Source organism: Desulfosporosinus sp. FKB (genome assembly GCF_002196705.1).
GTDB lineage: Bacteria > Bacillota > Desulfitobacteriia > Desulfitobacteriales > Desulfitobacteriaceae > Desulfosporosinus.
Genome location: NZ_NADJ01000009.1, coordinates 1 through 17,950 on the forward strand (window position 1 = coordinate 1; position 17,950 = coordinate 17,950).

The 17,950-nt window shown below is 38.9% G+C and carries 17 protein-coding genes, 1 pseudogene and 1 riboswitch; of the genes and pseudogenes, 5 read left to right on the forward strand and 13 right to left on the reverse strand.

The features are described 5' to 3' along the window. Window positions 1–227: 227 nt before the first annotated feature. The 8 genes from cbiQ to B5Y67_RS01560 all read right to left on the reverse strand — a co-directional run bounded on the left by cbiQ (window position 228) and on the right by B5Y67_RS01560 (window position 7,416). Complete coding sequence (gene cbiQ / locus B5Y67_RS01525; protein ID WP_088224830.1) at window positions 228–1,055, reverse strand: cobalt ECF transporter T component CbiQ; 828 nt, start codon at window positions 1,053–1,055, stop codon at window positions 228–230. Further along, window positions 1,022–1,348: a cobalt transport protein CbiN gene (locus tag B5Y67_RS01530; protein ID WP_088224831.1), complete on the reverse strand. Its 327-nt coding sequence runs from the start codon at window positions 1,346–1,348 to the stop codon at window positions 1,022–1,024. The genes cbiQ and B5Y67_RS01530 overlap by 34 nt, the downstream gene beginning before the upstream one ends. Beyond that, window positions 1,348–2,100, reverse strand: coding sequence for an energy-coupling factor ABC transporter permease (locus B5Y67_RS01535; RefSeq protein ID WP_088224832.1), 753 nt, complete (start codon window positions 2,098–2,100; stop codon window positions 1,348–1,350). Before B5Y67_RS01535 ends, B5Y67_RS01530 begins: the two co-directional genes overlap by 1 nt. A 179-nt stretch (window positions 2,101–2,279) precedes the next feature. Beyond that, a riboswitch (cobalamin riboswitch) is annotated at window positions 2,280–2,470 on the reverse strand. Between the two features lie 68 nt (window positions 2,471–2,538). Continuing rightward, complete coding sequence (locus B5Y67_RS01540) at window positions 2,539–3,333, reverse strand: hypothetical protein (RefSeq protein WP_088224833.1); 795 nt, start codon at window positions 3,331–3,333, stop codon at window positions 2,539–2,541. A 107-nt stretch (window positions 3,334–3,440) separates the two neighbouring features. Next, window positions 3,441–4,127, reverse strand: a complete 687-nt coding sequence (locus tag B5Y67_RS01545) for a polysaccharide deacetylase family protein (RefSeq protein WP_088224834.1) — start codon at window positions 4,125–4,127, stop codon at window positions 3,441–3,443. 280 nt (window positions 4,128–4,407) lie between these two features. Continuing rightward, window positions 4,408–5,301: a class I SAM-dependent methyltransferase gene (locus B5Y67_RS01550; protein ID WP_088224835.1), complete on the reverse strand. Its 894-nt coding sequence runs from the start codon at window positions 5,299–5,301 to the stop codon at window positions 4,408–4,410. 113 nt (window positions 5,302–5,414) lie between these two features. Further along, window positions 5,415–6,068 carry a hypothetical protein gene (locus B5Y67_RS01555; RefSeq protein ID WP_088224836.1) on the reverse strand — a complete coding sequence of 218 codons (654 nt, stop codon included), beginning with the start codon at window positions 6,066–6,068 and terminating at the stop codon, window positions 5,415–5,417. Between the two features lie 49 nt (window positions 6,069–6,117). Continuing rightward, complete coding sequence (locus tag B5Y67_RS01560; RefSeq protein WP_088224837.1) at window positions 6,118–7,416, reverse strand: VTT domain-containing protein; 1,299 nt, start codon at window positions 7,414–7,416, stop codon at window positions 6,118–6,120. Window positions 7,417–8,297: 881 nt separating this feature from the next. Here B5Y67_RS01560 and B5Y67_RS01565 point away from each other — a divergent pair. Both B5Y67_RS01565 and B5Y67_RS01570 read left to right on the forward strand, forming a co-directional pair. Next, window positions 8,298–8,834, forward strand: coding sequence for a glycosyl hydrolase family 18 protein (locus B5Y67_RS01565; protein ID WP_088224838.1), 537 nt, complete (start codon window positions 8,298–8,300; stop codon window positions 8,832–8,834). Window positions 8,835–8,848: 14 nt separating this feature from the next. After that, window positions 8,849–9,361: pseudogene (locus B5Y67_RS01570) on the forward strand (glycosyl hydrolase family 18 protein); the annotation flags it as partial. A 445-nt stretch (window positions 9,362–9,806) separates the two neighbouring features. On the opposite strand, the gene B5Y67_RS01575 reads toward B5Y67_RS01570, so the two are convergent. From B5Y67_RS01575 to B5Y67_RS01585, 3 genes are all read right to left on the reverse strand, one after another. Beyond that, entirely contained in the window at window positions 9,807–10,211 is a 405-nt protein-coding gene (locus tag B5Y67_RS01575) for a hypothetical protein (RefSeq protein ID WP_088224840.1), read from the reverse strand. A gap of 95 nt (window positions 10,212–10,306) precedes the next feature. Further along, window positions 10,307–10,804 carry a hypothetical protein gene (locus tag B5Y67_RS01580; RefSeq protein ID WP_088224841.1) on the reverse strand — a complete coding sequence of 166 codons (498 nt, stop codon included), beginning with the start codon at window positions 10,802–10,804 and terminating at the stop codon, window positions 10,307–10,309. A gap of 130 nt (window positions 10,805–10,934) precedes the next feature. Next, a complete protein-coding gene (locus B5Y67_RS01585) occupies window positions 10,935–12,260 on the reverse strand; it encodes a cation:proton antiporter (RefSeq protein ID WP_088224842.1) in 1,326 nt (441 codons plus the stop codon). 481 nt (window positions 12,261–12,741) lie between these two features. Between B5Y67_RS01585 and B5Y67_RS25550 the strand changes: the two genes are divergently transcribed. Next, complete coding sequence (locus tag B5Y67_RS25550) at window positions 12,742–13,422, forward strand: helix-turn-helix domain-containing protein (protein ID WP_088224843.1); 681 nt, start codon at window positions 12,742–12,744, stop codon at window positions 13,420–13,422. Between the two features lie 32 nt (window positions 13,423–13,454). Further along, window positions 13,455–14,321, forward strand: a complete 867-nt coding sequence (locus B5Y67_RS25555; RefSeq protein ID WP_088224844.1) for an IS3 family transposase — start codon at window positions 13,455–13,457, stop codon at window positions 14,319–14,321. A gap of 168 nt (window positions 14,322–14,489) precedes the next feature. On the opposite strand, the gene B5Y67_RS01600 is transcribed toward B5Y67_RS25555, so the two are convergent. Then, window positions 14,490–15,344, reverse strand: coding sequence for an AraC family transcriptional regulator (locus tag B5Y67_RS01600; RefSeq protein ID WP_088224845.1), 855 nt, complete (start codon window positions 15,342–15,344; stop codon window positions 14,490–14,492). Window positions 15,345–15,487: 143 nt separating this feature from the next. Between B5Y67_RS01600 and B5Y67_RS01605 the strand changes: the two genes are divergently transcribed. Next, a complete protein-coding gene (locus B5Y67_RS01605) occupies window positions 15,488–16,645 on the forward strand; it encodes an epoxide hydrolase family protein (protein WP_088224846.1) in 1,158 nt (385 codons plus the stop codon). Window positions 16,646–17,179: 534 nt separating this feature from the next. Here B5Y67_RS01605 and B5Y67_RS01610 read toward each other — a convergent pair. Then, window positions 17,180–17,860, reverse strand: a complete 681-nt coding sequence (locus tag B5Y67_RS01610) for a DUF421 domain-containing protein (protein WP_088224847.1) — start codon at window positions 17,858–17,860, stop codon at window positions 17,180–17,182. Window positions 17,861–17,950: the final 90 nt, after the last annotated feature.

Consider the following 17,950-nt stretch of genomic DNA (forward strand, 5'->3'; position numbering starts at 1 on the left):
CACCTGGATGACCTCCGTTATTTTTGATTGGATTCTGTTGGCCAACAGTCCGTCCTTTCAAAGATTAACGTGAGGTCGTCTTTTTTTCAAAGGTCATTTTTTGTTACTTACAGGAATGCTCCTCTTATGTCTAAATAGTGTCCAGAAACTCCAGGTCTTCCTCAAAAGGGAGTGTTTGCAGCGCACCAGTTTTCATTCTTTGATGGTATCATTAGATGCAAAGGAATCTATTTGGTAAATCCCCAGATCAGAAACAAAATAACGATAAACATTGCTGCCGATATTAAATGGATCATCTTAATCTTTTTGTCTTCCTCCAAAAATATCATTTCACCATCATAACATCTAGCTTCCATCGCATCATAATATACATTTGCCTTTTTCATAGAAATAACAAGCATATTGCTGGCAATCCATCCGAAGGTATGCAAGGATGTCTTGAAATCGCAAAACCCCTGTCGTGAGTTTGCAGAATTCTTCATTTTGGAGTGAACATCTAAAATAATAAAAATATAACGATAAATCATGTTCATCAGTTCAATTATAAGTTTCGGAATATGTGCTTTCCTCATAACAGAGATAATTTCTGAAGACGGTGTTGATAATGTCATCATCTGTAATGCACTAACTGCGGCAAGCACTTTTAAGATCATAAAAATTGTCTCTTTGAGCTTCTCCAAGGAAGTAAAACCATAGAAAAAGCCAAGATGTAAATTATATTGTCCAATTGGCTTCCAGGCAAAATCAACGGCAATTGTTATAGTCGCTAAGAGAATAAAAGAAATTGGAATCGCCAATACCGAAAGATATTCGTGTAATGAAAGACCTCCCTTCATCACGATCAAATATGCCATTCCAATGATAACTGCACCAGATACATAGGGATTATTCAGTCCAATGCACAGACTCATCAATAATACTGCAAACGAAACCTTGAACGCGGCATTCCATCCTCTGATTTTCGAAGCATAGGAATAAAAATCAATTTCGAGTTTTTCCCCATGTTTCAGAAAAACCCCCCCTAACCCAATTTTTTGCCTGTTTCCTTTTCCCATTTACTTCTTTCAACAAATCTGCCGAGGAAGAAGAACACAACTCCCACGCCGATACCGGTCTGTACACAGAATAATAGACTTTCTACTTCGCCCGGTAATTCTCCGCCAATTAATCGATTCATAACTGGTTCAACCCACGGCTTGTAGTCGGTTCCCGTAATTTCTGCAACTACTTTGCTTCCTGCGTCATCAGAACCGCCAAACTCTGCTCCTTTTAACATAAACAGCGGAACAACTGCGATTAATAGTGCAATCAATGATAAAATGATAACTGTTCTTTTCGATTTCGACATTATTTAACGCCTCCATCCATATATCCGATACCTATCAATTCTGATTTTGCATACGTCTCAAGACCAATCACAATAATAACTGTCAAAATACCCTCAATAATTGCCAACGGTACCTGGGTCGGTGCAAATACTCCGAGGAACTTAAGCGCAGAGGCAGCAACACCACCGTTCGATGACGGATATGCAAGTGCTAGCTCAAAACTGGTAATACAATACGTAAATAAATCTCCAATTGAAGCTGCCAGAAAAATCCCAGCATTATTATTGACCTTTAGTTTTTTACAAAACATATAAATAACATAGGATAAAATTGGACCAGCAATTGCCATGGAGAAAGTGTTTGCTCCCAGCGTGGTAAGTCCACCATGCGCCAGTAGAATTGCTTGAAAAATAAGTACGATAATACCCAAAATGCTTACTGCAAATGGTCCAAATAGAATTGCAGCAAGTCCTGTACCTGTCATATGTGAACAGCTTCCTGTAACTGATGGAATCTTTAAAGAAGATAAGACGAAGACGAAGGCACCAGCCATTGCAAGCAGGGTCATGGATTTGCGATTCTGTGCAGCTTGTTTCTTGATGGCAAAATAACCTGCTGCCAGAAATGGCAGACAGATGACTCCCCACGCGATACAGTATTTAGGTGGAAGGTATCCTTCCATAATATGCATTGCATAAGCTGCCGGAGTTATTCCGAATAACCCTGCAAAGACCGCAAATAGGCTAACTATTTTCTTTTCCCTTAAATTCATAATTAAATCCTCCTCTAACTCTTAAAAGACCTCTTCCTTATTCTTAATAGACTCCTGCTTGTTCGAATTACCCTTCCAAATAAAAAAAACCCTTCTACCAACAGAAGGGTTTTAGCTCAACCGGTATCAGGTAAACTTACCAAAAACACAGGTATACACCTCCCTAACATCCCGTAGGTAGTTCCAACTTCGGAATAAGCAGGTCTCCTGGCTTAAGATCATCATCAACTCACGTCTTCCCGGATCGCTATCCAGTGACATTTGTGAATTGGCTCCCTTTTACAGTGGCGGGCACCGCGTCAGCTTAAACTGACTTCCCTTTTCAATTCCTTCCCCTCGGGAAGGAATCACTCATCCCAATATTTAACTATAGTCATTATAACAAGAACAAGAGAATTTGTATAGGGTTTCTTTCTATGGGTGACCGAACTAATTTGCCTACCTTAGCGGTCTACCTGCCTCACGTTGAACATCTCTGCGTGTCACCGATAAATAACCGACGAATATGACTATGAGTATCGTTAACACCGCCACGACAATCCCATCACCATATCCCAGACCCGTAATGCCCTTTGGTTTTCCAAACCAGTCTGCAAAGGAAGCACCAAGGGGACGGGTCATAATATAGGCAAACCAGAAAGCAAATATTTCGTTCAGACCAAACAAAAAACAACCCACTGCCGGAAGCACGAACAATACTATGAATAGGATTCCTGAAGCTAAGTAGCCTAGGTTTAAGGTCATTGCGGTCATATCCCCCGTGGCCGTTCCCATGGCAAACGTAGCAAGTACTGCTGCCCAATAAAACACCTCACGTCGACGTGTATAAATGCTGTGGATAGATAACGTCTTTTCCACCTTGTACCAAGTCGTAAATACCACGGTCAAGATAAGGGCAAAGGCAATGGTGGACGCATAATATGGAACACCTAAAACGATATGTATGACATCGGCAACCATTGTTCCAAAGATAGCCACCATGACCACGAGAAGCCAATATATCCACGCCACATATTTGCGAACTGAAAATTGTAAGTTTAGCGCGATAACGAATCCTACTGCCCCCAAGATTACAGCCAAATATGGATTGATATTATTGACCAGATAATCAGATGTCGATTCGCCCATGGCGGTAGTCAGCAGTTTGACGATCCAAAAGTATATCGTGATTTCCGGAACCTTTATTAAGAGCTTTTCCTCTCTATTTCTGGTAACGGATAAAGATTGATTCATTGAGTATACTCGTTCCCTTCGTATAAATTCTGTCACCCTGAAATTTCTTTCTGTAAGAATTGACTATGATTTTTAAAGCCAGACCTTAGAGTGTTAACCTCCATACATTAATCCAGGTTTACAAAAGATAGCTTTTTTTCAATTACAACCTTTTGGCAGATTTTTTCCAGGGCACATATAGTATTTTCTGGAGCCCTAGGTTGCCCTCCGGCATCGTGTAACAATACTATAGATCCTACAGATGTTTTGTTTAAAATGCGTTGGGCAATTTGTTCTGGACTTCGGTGAGCTAGCCAGTCATAACCCATGACATTCCAAAGAGCCACTTTCTTTTTGCGATATTTTAACCATAACCAGAGAGCTAAATTAAAGACTCCCCAAGGAGGACGTATCCATTTTACCTTTTGCCCTGTTAATTGTTCCAATGTAGCAACTCCTTCATCCCACTTTTTCCATGTAGTCCATGGATTAAGGAACCATGAACAAAGATGTTGCTGACAGTGCATCCCAAGCTGATGTCCATGTTCTTGAATCTCCTTAATTATCTCAGGATAAGCCTGAGCATTCTCTCCGACAACAAAAAAAGTTGCGGGCACCTTATACCTCTCAAGTATATCTAGAACTTTAGGGGTATATTCCGGGTGAGGACCGTCATCAAACGTTAGGGCAACACCTAATGCATTTTGCCTTTTCCAACTTCCGATTCCTATACAACGTAATACTATATCAGGTATTATTATATAACCTGCAATAAATAAGAGAAGAAACTTCCCAATAAATCTATATAAATCCATCTTAATGCTATTTCTCCTCGAGCAGACATTATTGATATACTAGTGCTCATTTTTAATACTGACCCTATTAGACTGGACCCCGCAGAACCAAGTACAATACCGATCTCCCTGTTTATTGGTAGCCGAAACAAGCATTATAGTCATGATTCCGATTCTACCACCCAATAGTGAAAAAAACCATAATTACACATAGAAGCATCATGAGGGAAGTAGTCCAAATTCTTGCCTGTTCAGTGCCGTTGATGTCAGGAAAGGGGGGCGTAATATCAGAAAAAAACTACTATTTTTTCGCAACAATGATATTTACTTCTGTTTCGATACTGTCCCATACTTTTTTATTGTTTTCATACATTTCAATGCGTTTTGCTTTCCGCTCGTTTACTAAATCAATATATCGATTCGCTAGTTGCTTTATAGTTTCACTGTTATCATTATTCAGTACCGAAATTGCTAAATCAATATAACTACAATAAAAGTTGTCAATAATTAGTCTCGAAAAATCATCGGATTGTGGATTATCCGGACTACCACTTATTTTAATCTTTTTATGTTGAATGTCAGTAAAACCAATATCTTTCAAGAGTTCCTTCGTCTCATCATCAGAATGTTTATGTTTGTTAAATCGTTCGGCCTTTATACTATTATTCTCGTCAATAATTTGAAGTGCCAGCTGAATGTAAAGTTCCTCCTGAGTCATTGGAATCACTTCTAATTGACTCTCAATATTTTCTATATATTCTCCAACATCCATAACGATAATATATCCGTCATTTTTCAAGGTTCTATATTGTTCATGAAAGAAAGATGTATTTTCTACATGTTGTGCCACTGTGTACGAAGTTGTAATATCAAAACTCTCGTTAGGAAATGGCGTATTACAAGCATCACATACATTGTAAGCGATATTGTAATGATTCTTGGCGGCTGTTTCAATGCAAAAATCAATATAGCCACTGTCTGAATCAATTCCTTCAACCTGTAAATCCCCGCCAAACCAGTCGCAGACACATCTTGTAAATGAACCTGGACCGCATCCCAAGTCAAGTAACTTCATGCCACATCGTATAGGCAAGGCTTGTAAATATAATTTTGAAAATCTGACGTTAAAGCGAAAATCGCGAATTTTTGTTAATGTTTCAATTCCAAAAATATTTTTGGACCAAACTTTATTCATGATAATACTCCAATATTAATGATTTCAGGGATTATTCTTTTCGTAGAGAATCTTCTCATCCTCAAGATTACCATATGTTTATTAAAAGAAGCTTAAAAAATGGTTATCATTACTCAAATGCCCTTCTTTCTCATAAAGAAGCGAAAGGGTTCCTTTTCCTCACCGTTATAGATGTCTAGTTTAGCTACATTTCTTTCGTGATATATTTTTCCATATCTATCCGCCTGATTGTCACAAACATAAGCATAATCATAATTGTTCGGCAAAACCCAGCCCATAAAGATGTAAGAATGAGCAGGGTCACCCAGGCTGCGATTGTTCTGATCCATCGTAAAACAGATGTCGCCTGGCTGCAGATTTTTGTAATTGGAGCTGCGTGTCCAACCTCTATGCTCCAGTTGATTTATGAGTCCTCTGGTATTACATGTAGTAGCGGGTAATTTAACTCCGTTTTGCCTCAGCGCTTCGGCAACAAAGTAAACGCATGCATTCCTATATTGTCCATTGTTCAGCTGCAATGCCCTTTGCATTACTTTCTGCCGATTGGTTGCTTTAGAAAGATAGTCATACAGTTGTATATTTAAATAGTCTTCAGCGGCGTTTATTTTTAGTGATTTGTTAACCTGAATCTTGTTTATTACTTTCGGAGCTTGAGTATTACCTGGAGTCGATACGGGTATAACGCTGTGATTCTCTTTAGGTGGTAAAAGCAGAATTATAGCAATAATCATACTTCCCCCAATGAGGATCAAATATTGCTTCTTCATAGGAAATACCTCCTCCATCGAATCTCTTCAGTAAAAAAGAAGATTCAATTTAATTTTCTGTGTTTTTATTGCCCGGCATATTCCTATATAGCAGGAACTCATAAAGGAAGACACAAATATACGTCCACAAGCCGCTGACTGTTAAAGCTGTGACCATGGCGCTTGGTGTATGAATCCGCAGATAAACAGGGCTCAGTCCTAAGAAAAATAATAGCAGAAACCCTGCGGTCAGAATCCAAAGCCGATAGGACCAGGATTTTTCTCGTGCTAAAATATAACAAAGAACTGCATAAAATGATAAGCCGCCCAGTAAAAAACCAGTGTTTGGGGCTTGAAAGGGTATGATGTTTTCAAAGATGCTCACATTCTCACCCCGGAAAATGAATCGAAATAAATAATCAACCAAAGTTCCTCCGCCCCAGGCAAGACTAAGCGGAAGAACATGAATCCATTGCTTAGTTTTATGCCAAAAACCAAATAACACAACCAAAAAGACAATTAATATCACAATATGAGTACTCAAGGCATTAATTTGCTGCATTAAGTGGATCATCCAGCGGGGAGAAGCTAGTTCCAGGCCGGAAGCGACCATTTCATCAAATTCAGCGACATCGTTCGTCACAAAATCTTGAATTAGACTCATTAAAAAAACAAAAAGTCCCAGAAACGTTACAAAACCTATTATAGTTAATAATCGCAGCTTGCCTAACGAACGATAATGACTGGTTAGACGCAAAAACTCCCCTGACAGCCAAGCTCCCCATCGTTCATGATTCTTATACAACAGATAAAAGATTATAAAGAGAACAGCTGCAATTACTCCAAGTAGGATTGAATAGCGATGGATAATCGGAAGAATAGTATTCCATTGACTGCCCAGAGTCCTGCCTAGAAGGATAAATACGCTTGTCCAGGCAAAGGCCCCAAGATAGGAATATAGAGCAAAATCCCGATAACTTAAGCGGCTTAAACCGGCAATATAGCCAGACAGATGACGTACTCCCGGAATAAAATATCCTGCCGTCAGAAGTTTACCACCATGTTGATGGTACCAATTGAGCACCTTTTCCAGGCGCTGACTTCCCGCATGTTTTCTTAGATATGCCAATACTTTTGCTTCGAAAAATCGTCCCAGAAAATAAGCAATAGTAATCCCTGTTATACTTCCGATAGCTGATGAAATAATTGCTAATATTGGATTGAGCTGACCTGAAAAACTCATAAAACCAATAAATGTCAGAAGGAATTCGTCTGGAAGCGGCAGGCCTAAGATTGATACCAGCAGAATTATAAACAATCCTAAATAACCATATTGCGTAACGATATGAATTAACAATGCCGAAGACATGGGTAACTCCTTTCTTATGCACATTCTCGCCTGATCAAATTACAGATCAGCCACGGTGTCTATTTTAAAAATCTTCTCTGTTATTAAGATAGTTTTTCGGACGATAATCACGAACATGAGTAATATGCCGAAAAAGCTTACTAATAAAAAATAGTTTACCTTAGCAAGATTAAAAAACCATGAAAATATTATTTCCTTATTCGTAACTATTCTGATCCTTATGAAGTCAGAAGGAAAAACGAGGCTTCAGCATTTGTGTTGCTTAAGCCTCGTTCTAACAATCAACTTTTATATCAGTTATAAAAACAGATGAAAATAAACATCAAATCTATGGCAGTTATTATATGCGTACAAAGGCGCCCGAAAAGTTCTGTAACCTTGAGTGGACATTTAAAAGTGGACTGTGCGAAACTTGTTGGCTGGCACCCCCATTGCATTCCCGCTTTTGCTTGCCTACTGATTAAAGAAAGGGGTTCTCATTTCACTGGAATAGTGGAGTGAGAACCCCTTTGGCTATTTGTACCCACTTTGGGTTTTAAGCGTCAAGTTTTTACACAGGTCTTTTACTTTGTAATTCAGTTTATTGTAAATAATCCACCACCTTCAGTCGAATGTTACTAATTAATCCTCGTGTTCCATATTCACTTAAACCACTAGTACCGATGACAATGAATGTAAAGAGTTCGACTCAAATAGCTATTTTCATACAATTTTAATCTTTTTTTAAATCCTTTTTCAAATTATAATGCTACAATTTCCTTAATACCAAAATGAAATGTTATCTGGTTCGAATCGCAATTTCCTGTATTAGTCAATTTTAATAGTAATTCACTAATTAATCCGCCAATAAATGCAGCTTATTAGTAGAAAGGCGTATTCCTATGTATAAAACAAATAAACGTTTACTGTTTTTATCCGCAGTCGCAGTCCTTTGTATTCTAATGGCAACGATTTTTCTTATTGCTAATTCTAAGAATACCTCTCCTAAGAGAATTCTTTCGATTAACGGTTGGATACCTTACTGGAATCAAGCGATAGCTATTACCTCCGTTAAGAATAATCCGAAAGTATTTAATGAGATCTCACCCTTCTGGTATGACGCGACAAAGAGTGGCAATATTAAACCACTTAATAACTCAGAAGATCCTCAAATAATCAATTACGCTCAGAATAAAAAATTAACTCTCACACCCTTAATCAGTAACGAATTCAGCTCAAGTTTAATATCCACCATTGTTAATGATCCTTTATTGATGCAAAATCACATCCAAAATATTGTCGACAAAGCAACATCTCTGGACTACTCAGGAATAGACCTTGATTACGAAAATGTTTTACCATCCGATAAAGAGGCCTTTACTTTGTTTGTCCAAAAATTAGCAAATGCACTTCATAAAAAAATAAGCTTCTTTATGTAACCCTAACTTCGAAGACTACAGCAAGTGAACACCCTGGACAGGATTACAAAGCAATTGGTGAAGCAGCCGACAAAGTCCGTATTATGGCCTATGATTATTCTTGGTCAACGTCCAGCCCCGGCCCCATTGCTCCTGTGGATTGGGTCAATAACATAATTTCCTATGCTACATCGGTTATTAATCCTAATAAAATCGAATTAGGCATTCCAGATTACGGCTATAATTGGTCGGGCTCTAAAGGTATAGGAATAGATTATTTGCATGCTATAAATACAGCCGCTCGTTATAACAGCAAAGTTACCGATGATACAAATAGCGGTCCACATTATACCTACTCAGATAAAAAAGGCAACCATACTGTATGGTTTGAAAACGAAACATCCATTCAACCTCTTCTCGACCTAGTAAACAAGTATAACCTAAACGGGATTTCAATTTGGAGTTTGGGGGGTGAAGATCCTAAAATTTATACGGCAATTAATGCTAAATTTCCATCCATTGTAGAAATCGCAAGGTTAAATAAATAGCTAACATCTCGAGCTTTTAACATACGGGCCTTGAGAACCCAGTCTTAAGGTTGGCAAGTCGGCCATTTTCAAAACACCTTTCTCATAATATTTTTATATTAATACTATGTGAATAATCATGAAAAGTTCAAATTATTCAACCACCCGTCGCCATAGATCCGATCATTCTCCACCTGTGACTGTTTCTTAAACAAAAAGTCTATCTTGACCTTTTGCAAAAATAATAGCCCGCAAATTCGACTTAATACTCACCCGCAAAATTGAGGAGGATTGATTGACAAATCCCATTAACAGGGCCAAAATGATACACCTATCAAAAAATATCCTACGCCCGGTAATTAACCAGATCGTAGGATAGATAGTTTGGTACTGAGAGATAGCATTACTAAAAAAATGATAGTAGTTTACCAGTTTAACGTTTGACCATATTTAGCTGCTTTCTGCATTAAGCTTTAGCATCTATTCCACGGGCAAAGGCCTTTGTTTGAGCACTTGCTTGCTTAGCACTAGCCTGTTTATCATCAGCAAGTTCTTGCACACGATGCATTTGAGACTTTACAGCCTGCAAAGCTTGTTGATATCTGGCAATCAACTGTGCGCTCCCATGCTGACGTTGCAATTGCGTAATTTGGCTTAAGTCCTGATTTGCTTGCACTGATAACAAAGTCGGATCAGTTGTGGTTACCACTGTTGACGGAGTTGATGTGCTCTGAGAACTTAATGAAACGATCGCAGCCTGACTTGTTTGGCTGCTTTTTGCAGTTTGACTTATTTGCCCAGTCCTTGCCGCCTGGCTGACTTGGTTACTTTTTGCAATCTGACTAGTTTGAATTACTGCTGATACATTCATAACGAAAACCTCCTTTCTCTTTTAATATCGTAAATAATCATTGCGAATCTCAGCGAGTTCGTATGAAATTAGATTAAATTTAGATTAAAAATATCTCACACCCAAGTGATAGTATTATACTCCACATCAATCGACTTTCTAAGACTAGGATTAATTAAAAATACTTTATCTAATTTACCATAGTTTTCACGAATATCCACATCTAAATTATAAGTCTTTGAATCTGAGAGTTTAAAATACTGAGCCTGATTATTTCCCGGTGGAGTTGACCAAGTATGGCCATCAGGGTTATATGATCGATGACACAATACAGCTCTTCCTCCACTAACTACAATTTCATATTTATTGTGTCCCTTAGGATTATCTAACGCTATCATGGATTTCCCTTTTTGCAGTTGTCCGGTAAGTATTTGCTTTCCGACTTTAACCGATTCTTCGTGTTCGTATTTTATAATATTAATTATTTTAAATAAGGCGCTTGATATGGTTTTTCCTAATAAACTACCATCACATAAAGTAGTTTCATTGTTGTCCCAAAAAACTACTTTTTTAATATAGAGTTTTCCAATGCCCGGAAGATCCACTGAAATCATCCGAAGTCCCTCCTAAAATCGGCCTCCACCCTTCTGTTTTTAAATTGTTACAATTAAATACTGATATTTATTTACGATGACATAGAGGTTTAATATTGAATACTTAAAAGTAAAATGCGGATAGGAAAATTCAACAAGCTTTATGAGGAAAAAGCACAACTTCTTCTTGAGGTTTGATAATAGTAAGGTCTTCATCCCCAGGCATAAGCCGTTTGCCTTTTTTCAAGATAAAGCGAAGCCATGATCCTGCCATCCAAGATGTAATCAGCGCCAGCATGACAAGAATAGCAAAAAAGTTCTGGTTAATGATCCCTAGCGAGAAAGCGACTGTTGATAATACGATACCAGGCCCCCCGCGTGCATTCATCGCAGCTGCAAAATTAGCACTTGTTAATTTATCTATTTTAATGAAACGACAAGTAAAATATACAACAAGACTTTGGACTAGCGTCGCAAAGAGCAAGTAGAGAACAAAAAAAACCACATTAAAGTTTTTGGCTAAATTGAGTTCCAACCCTACAATACTGAAATAGAGCGGAATAAAGAAAGCAAAGGAGATTTCATTAACACTAGCTTCCATTCGTTTAAACAAATGCTCTGGTAAAGTTAATTTGGTCGCAATGCCTGCTAGCAATGCGCCGAACATAACATCAATTCTAAGGTAACTTGCAATATCCGATAGCATCACCATAATAAATAAAAAATATCCGACAAACGACGCCCGGAATAGAAAATTAACTCGTTTGGAGTTAATTCGCTTAAGTATCCAAGGAACCCCAAAAAGGCAGCCCAGTAAAAAGGAAAATGTCACCGTAAGGCTTTTGAGAACAACTCCAGTATTCACACCTTGATGAGCACTGACGATTCCGGAAGCAATTGACAAGGCAACCCACAAAATAATATCGTGAACACCTGCAATGCCCACCACAACTCGTGCAAACCTTGAATGCATAATGCCAAGATCAGAAAGGATTTTAGAAATTACCGGGATTGATGTTACTGCAATAGAGATCGCAATAACGATCTTTAAAGCGATTATATTATTTTCTGACCCTAGAAATTGAGTTGGATCAAAAACATAAGTTGACAACCACCCCATGATAAAGGGTATTATCGTTGACCCAATGATGATCGCAATCCCGATCTTTCCATCATCCTTTTTAAATTTTGCTTGGAACTTCAGGCCTGATGTAAACATGAGCAGAATTAATCCAAGTTGATAAATGAGCCCAAACAATTTGTCTTCCCCTTGGAAGCCAAGATACAACCAATGAAAGGCATGCGGATAAAAGGATCCCAAAAAAGTGGGGCCTAAAAATAATCCTCCGCACACCTCACCAATGACTCTAGGAATCGCTAATCGTTCCGCAAAGTACCCCAACAAATTGGCAAAGCAGAGTAGTAAACCTAATCCTAATAAAAAATGTGCCAGATCGGCTTCTCCTAAACTAAACATTAAAAAGACTCCTTTCCATTTTTTATTCGATATGACATCTCAATAGAGGATATATGTTTTTGGATTAGGCGATATCATTAGAATTTCATTAAAAATAGTTTGTTTCGGCCATGAGGGGTAATGGTAAATTATACATATGTAAATAGGAACTGTTCTCTCATAAGAGGAAATCTGATTCAAAAGGACATATACAGCACCCATCAGATTTCATCACTGTTAAATACATTGCAAAAAGGAGATAAAACCGGCAATAGCCGAAACGGATATAGCCCCTGGACAAGTGCACCAGTTAGACCCAATTTTTTCAGCAGCAACAGCATTTAATAACCTGCCATTATGGATTCACACATTTGCGCCTTTAACTTTAGAAGATATTAAAGATATTAAAGATATTAATAAACTTTCAAAGAAGTGGTATGCTACCCCCAGACACCCCCAGACAGGACAGTGAAATAAAAAACTGTTCAGTCTGGGGGTAATTATGTCACAGCAGAGAAAAATACCAGTAGAAGAAATGATACGAATCGTAGAATTGTATCTCTCGGGGAAAATAGGATTTACGTCAGCATATAAGGAGGCAGGCGTATCTGACGAGGCATTCAGGAAGTGGCTCATCAGATACAAAACAGACGGTCCCTCAGGGCTTCTACCCAAGGAACACTACAAAAGATATGCAAAAGAGACCAAGCCCTCGAATGTTCTGGATTATCTGGCAGGAAAAGGATCGAAATGGGAGATCTGTGAGAGATATGGGGTCAGGGATAAAAGGCAACTTGATCATTGGCTGAAGGCGTATAATTGTCATAAGGATTTCCGAACACAGACAGGAGGAAGTCGCATGACGAAAGGCCGAAATACGACTGAACAAGAGAGAATAAAAATTGTAAAGGAGTGCCTATCTACTGGAAACGATTATAATAGGACGGCGCTCAAATACCAGGTTTCATACCAGCAGGTCTATACGTGGACGAAGAAATACCTTGAGATGGGAGAATCGGGGTTGGAAGATCGGCGAGGACAGCGCGCCGGAACATTGCCGAGCCGAACACCTGAGGAAGAACTGAAAGACCGGATAGCTCAGCTTGAACGGGAAAACTATGATCTAGAAATGGAGAATGCCCTGCTAAAAAAAGTGAAGGAATTGGAGAGGAGGCGACGCTGAGCTTCGTAAGGTATCAGTCGGCCTATGAAGCCGTGAGACTATTATCAGAGAATCGGTCATTTCCTGTATGGAAGCTCTGTGCCCTTTTACACATTACCCGGTCAGCTTATTATCGATGGCTGACGCATCCTAAGAGCAAGCGTGAGATGGAGAACGAACGAATTGCAGGCGTTGTTGAGAAGATCTACAAAGAACATCCTGATATGGGATACCGCAGAATACGGGATGAGTTGGACAGGAGACGCGACATTCATGTGAATGATAAACGTGTCCTTCGGATCAACCGAGCCCTTAATATTCAATCAACCATTAAATACAAAAGGCACGGATGCACCAAGAACGCAGCATCGCCAGAATACATAGCCAAGAACTATCTGAAACGTCAGTTCCACGCAGACGCGCCGAACTCGAAATGGTTGACGGACGTGACAGAGTTCAAATACTATGTTGGGCCGGAAGTCCACAAGCTCTATTTGAGCGCCATCCTGGACCTGTATGATCGGCGCATTGTCGCCTATGCCATAGGTGATCGCAATGACAACAGACTCGTTTTTGATACATTTGATGATGCTGTGGCCACCCATCCTGAAGCACATCCCCTGTTTCATTCGGACAGGGGGTATCAGTATACAAGCCGCATTTTTCACTCGAAACTGCAGGCCGCAGGAATGAAGCAAAGCATGTCCAGAGTGGCTCGCTGTATTGATAACGAACCGATGGAAGGTTTCTGGGGTATTCTGAAGCGCGAGAGGTATTCCGGGTACAAATTCACCAGCCGGGAGCACCTTGTTCAAGCCATTTCTGAATACATTTTCTATTATAATTATCGGCGTTTACAGCGCCGCTTATATATAATGACGCCAATGGAGTTCCATAAGCAGTTCTTAAAGTCCGCATAAAAAATTGCTACCCACTTTTTAGACGGGTAGCAATTCAGCAAACTTCATGTTATTTTTTCATTGTCCTATTGACGGGGTGCACACCATAACGCATTACATAACCTGTTTTATTAATTAAATATTCTTTCATTTGATAATCTCCTCACATTCTTTGTGTTGTCAAAAGCCTTATATAGAAGCAGCGAACTCACGTGAGGTATTCCGAAATTCCGTTGGAGTCATTCCTCTTTTAGCAGTAAATTGTTTTATAAAGTACGTATCATACTCAAATCCAGTAGTACGTGCAATTTCATTCAAGCTCATACCTGTATGAGTTAGAAGATCCTCTGCAACTTTTAAACGATATGACAATAAGTATCCCATAGCCGTGTATCCGCATAAATCCTGGAACATTCTATTTAGCGATACTCGGTTCACGCGTGAACATTTAGTCAAATCTTCCAAACTGATTTTATCGGAATAATTTGTGTATATATAGTCTAAAGCTAAATCAACGGGTGATTGTTCACTATGGCGGTTCAACTCCTCAAGTAACCCCAATATTTGTATAAGATACTTTTTTATTCTACATACCCATAGCGAATCACTTTGTGCATATACTTCCGTCCCCATGACAAAGAACCACTCAAATAGTTGTGTATAAGCTTTCTCAGTTACTATATGTACTCCAGTGTGTACATCATCTCTCCTAAAAAGTGAAAGACCTGTTTGTATTTTTAGTTTGGTTGACATGTATCCCTGCGATTCAGAAAAATGAGCAGTATTTAAAAAATCCGGATGAAAGCAAAAAGATTGCGAAGACACGTTATACTTTTCTAAGACTTGTATCGTATCATCCATAGACAAACAAAGAATACTGGGTGCAACAATTTTTATAGGACGGCCATTTAATTGCACATTTATACTTCCACTTGTAATAAAAATTATAGTTAAGCGCTCCCCATAGCGAAGATTGTCAAAATTTTCGGCTGCAACAAATTCAATATATACAGTTCTATTCTTATGGCGGTCAATTTGTGGCATATATTCCCCTATTAACAGATAGTATAGTCAAAAGCTTCATTTATATCATTGTATCATAATTTTATAACAGTATACTTGTTATCATATAGTTACCGAACGAAGGTTATGGTTAATAAGGAGCACTAAATGAAAGGAGAATCATTATGGCTGTTGAACGTTTTCACATCCAAGTGCCCAATGAAGTACTTGACGATCTAAAATACAGACTGGATCATGTCCGCTGGCCTGATCAATTGGCAGACACCGGTTGGGAACGAGGTACGGAAATAAGTTATTTGCAATCGCTCATTTCGTATTGGCGGGACCATTTTGATTGGCGTGCGAAAGAATCCGAATTGAACCGCTTTTCACAGTATCGCTGTAAAGTCGATGGGATAGACGTACACTTTGTACACGAGTGCGGGAAAGGACCTAATCCTATACCGATTATCATTACCCACGGATGGCCTGATAGTTACACACGATACCAGAAGATTATCCCTCTTCTAACTGATCCGGCTCGTTATGGCGGTGACCCCGAGGACTCTTTCGATGTAATTGTCCCTTCACTGCCTGGATTTGGCTTCTCTAGCCAACCCAAACAGAGCGGCGTCAACAATTTTCGCGTTTCCGAGCTCTGGGCTAAATTAATGACAGAAGAACTCGGCTATAGCAAATTTGCCGCTGCGGGTGGAGATGTCGGCTCCGGTGTTACACGGTATCTGGCTTTAAATCATCCCGAACATTTGATCGGGATCCATTTAACCGACATCGGTATTATTCGCAATCTCATGACTGCACAGGATGCTGAACTTTCGGATGAAGATCTGCAATACAAGAAAAGTGCTCTGGCATGGATTGCCCAAGAGGGAGCCTATATGTCAATTCAATCGACCAAGCCCCAGACTCTGGCATACGGGCTTTCCGACTCTCCTGTAGGTTTGGCTGCTTGGATTATTGAAAAATTCCGTACATGGAGCGATTGTAATGGTGACCTTCGGCGAAGATTTAGCGAGGATGAGCTGCTCACGAATATAATGATCTATTGGGTTACAAATACGATAGGGTCATCGGCGCGTATATATTATGAGAACACGCATTCCTTGCCATCAATGGGGAGTATAGAGGTACCGACAGGCATTGCACTTTTCCCGGCTGATATATTGTTGCCACCCAAAGAATGGGCTGTGCGCAATCTGAATATAACTCGCTGGACTATAATGCCCAGGGGTGGACATTTTACTGCCATGGAAGAACCTGAACTTCTCGCTGAAGATATTCGCACATTCTACAGATCATTTAGAACCAAAAATAAAAGGTAATAATGAATTTAGTTTTAATCCTATTGCTGGGACACAACATAATTGCTGCAAAGAATGTAAAAATGAAATGTTTAATATTAGTTAAAAAATTATCTGAATTATTCTCTGACTAATAGTATCAAACGCCGAGCAACACGGATGTTGCTCGGCGTGAAGAGTGGCTCGGGCAAGAGAATATCTGTGCGCCACGCAGTACGCGGCTATGCGGTTCAATCGAAGTACCGCTATATCAAAGACTCATTGAAATATAATGTGTGAATGCGTTTTATCTATATGTCATCTTTTTTATCTCCTCAAAGGTCACATACAAATTGCAAAGGATATAAATCCGTCAAAAACCCTCTATTTATCAACCTTTCAGCCGTTCAATCTTCACGCAACATTCTGTATGCTGAGTCCGCGGAAACATATCGACTATATTTACAATGAAGTAACGCCAACGTGCCTCGGGTTCTCCATTTGTCGAGTTTAAAAACACAGATTTAGATTTATTTTGTAATGCTTTTGTTAAAGGATTTCTTCACTTATTAAACATTACTGGCTTTCAAACTTGTCAATAAAGAGTGTACCGTCACTCTCAAGCTCGGCGTATAATACTTCACTTACTGAATTGATACCAGTCTTTCTTAATTCTTGGTAAACCCATTGATAATTGATATTTAATTCTTGAAGATTTCTCTTTACTATTTTCCCATCAACAATAATCTCAGTTGGAATGAGGAAACTTGTACTAGGAATATTCATATCTTGCTTTGTAACCGATTGCTTCTTCTGCTTCTTAGCTATGCTGATTTGACCATTTGTTTCTATGACAGCGTATTCTACATCTTGGATCGAAAATATATTTCTATTCCTTAACATCGTAAGTAACCCGTCTAAACTTAATCTCATTTTTGCCATAACTTTTCGCTGAATTTTTCCGTTTTTAATTAGAATAGTAGGGTCACCATTTAATATTCTTCTTATAGCCGCTGACTTTACACTTAAATATTCAACTAATATTGTTAACCCCGTCCAAAGAATTAAACTTCCCAAGCCTTCTATACTAGTTATAGCCTTGTCGCTTGCGAGCTCAGCAGCAATATTACCAAAAGTTATCCCTGTTATGTAGTTGAAAAATGTTAGATGACTTAGTTGTTTTTTGCCTAATAGCCTAGTCAAAATCAAAAGGACGAAAAATGCTAACACCGTCCGGGGTAGAATGTCAATTAGCATTTAGTAACCCCCATATACAACCGTTATTTAATTACTAATAACATAACCTTAAGCCAATCACTGTAACAAACAAATGTCCGTATCCTGAGC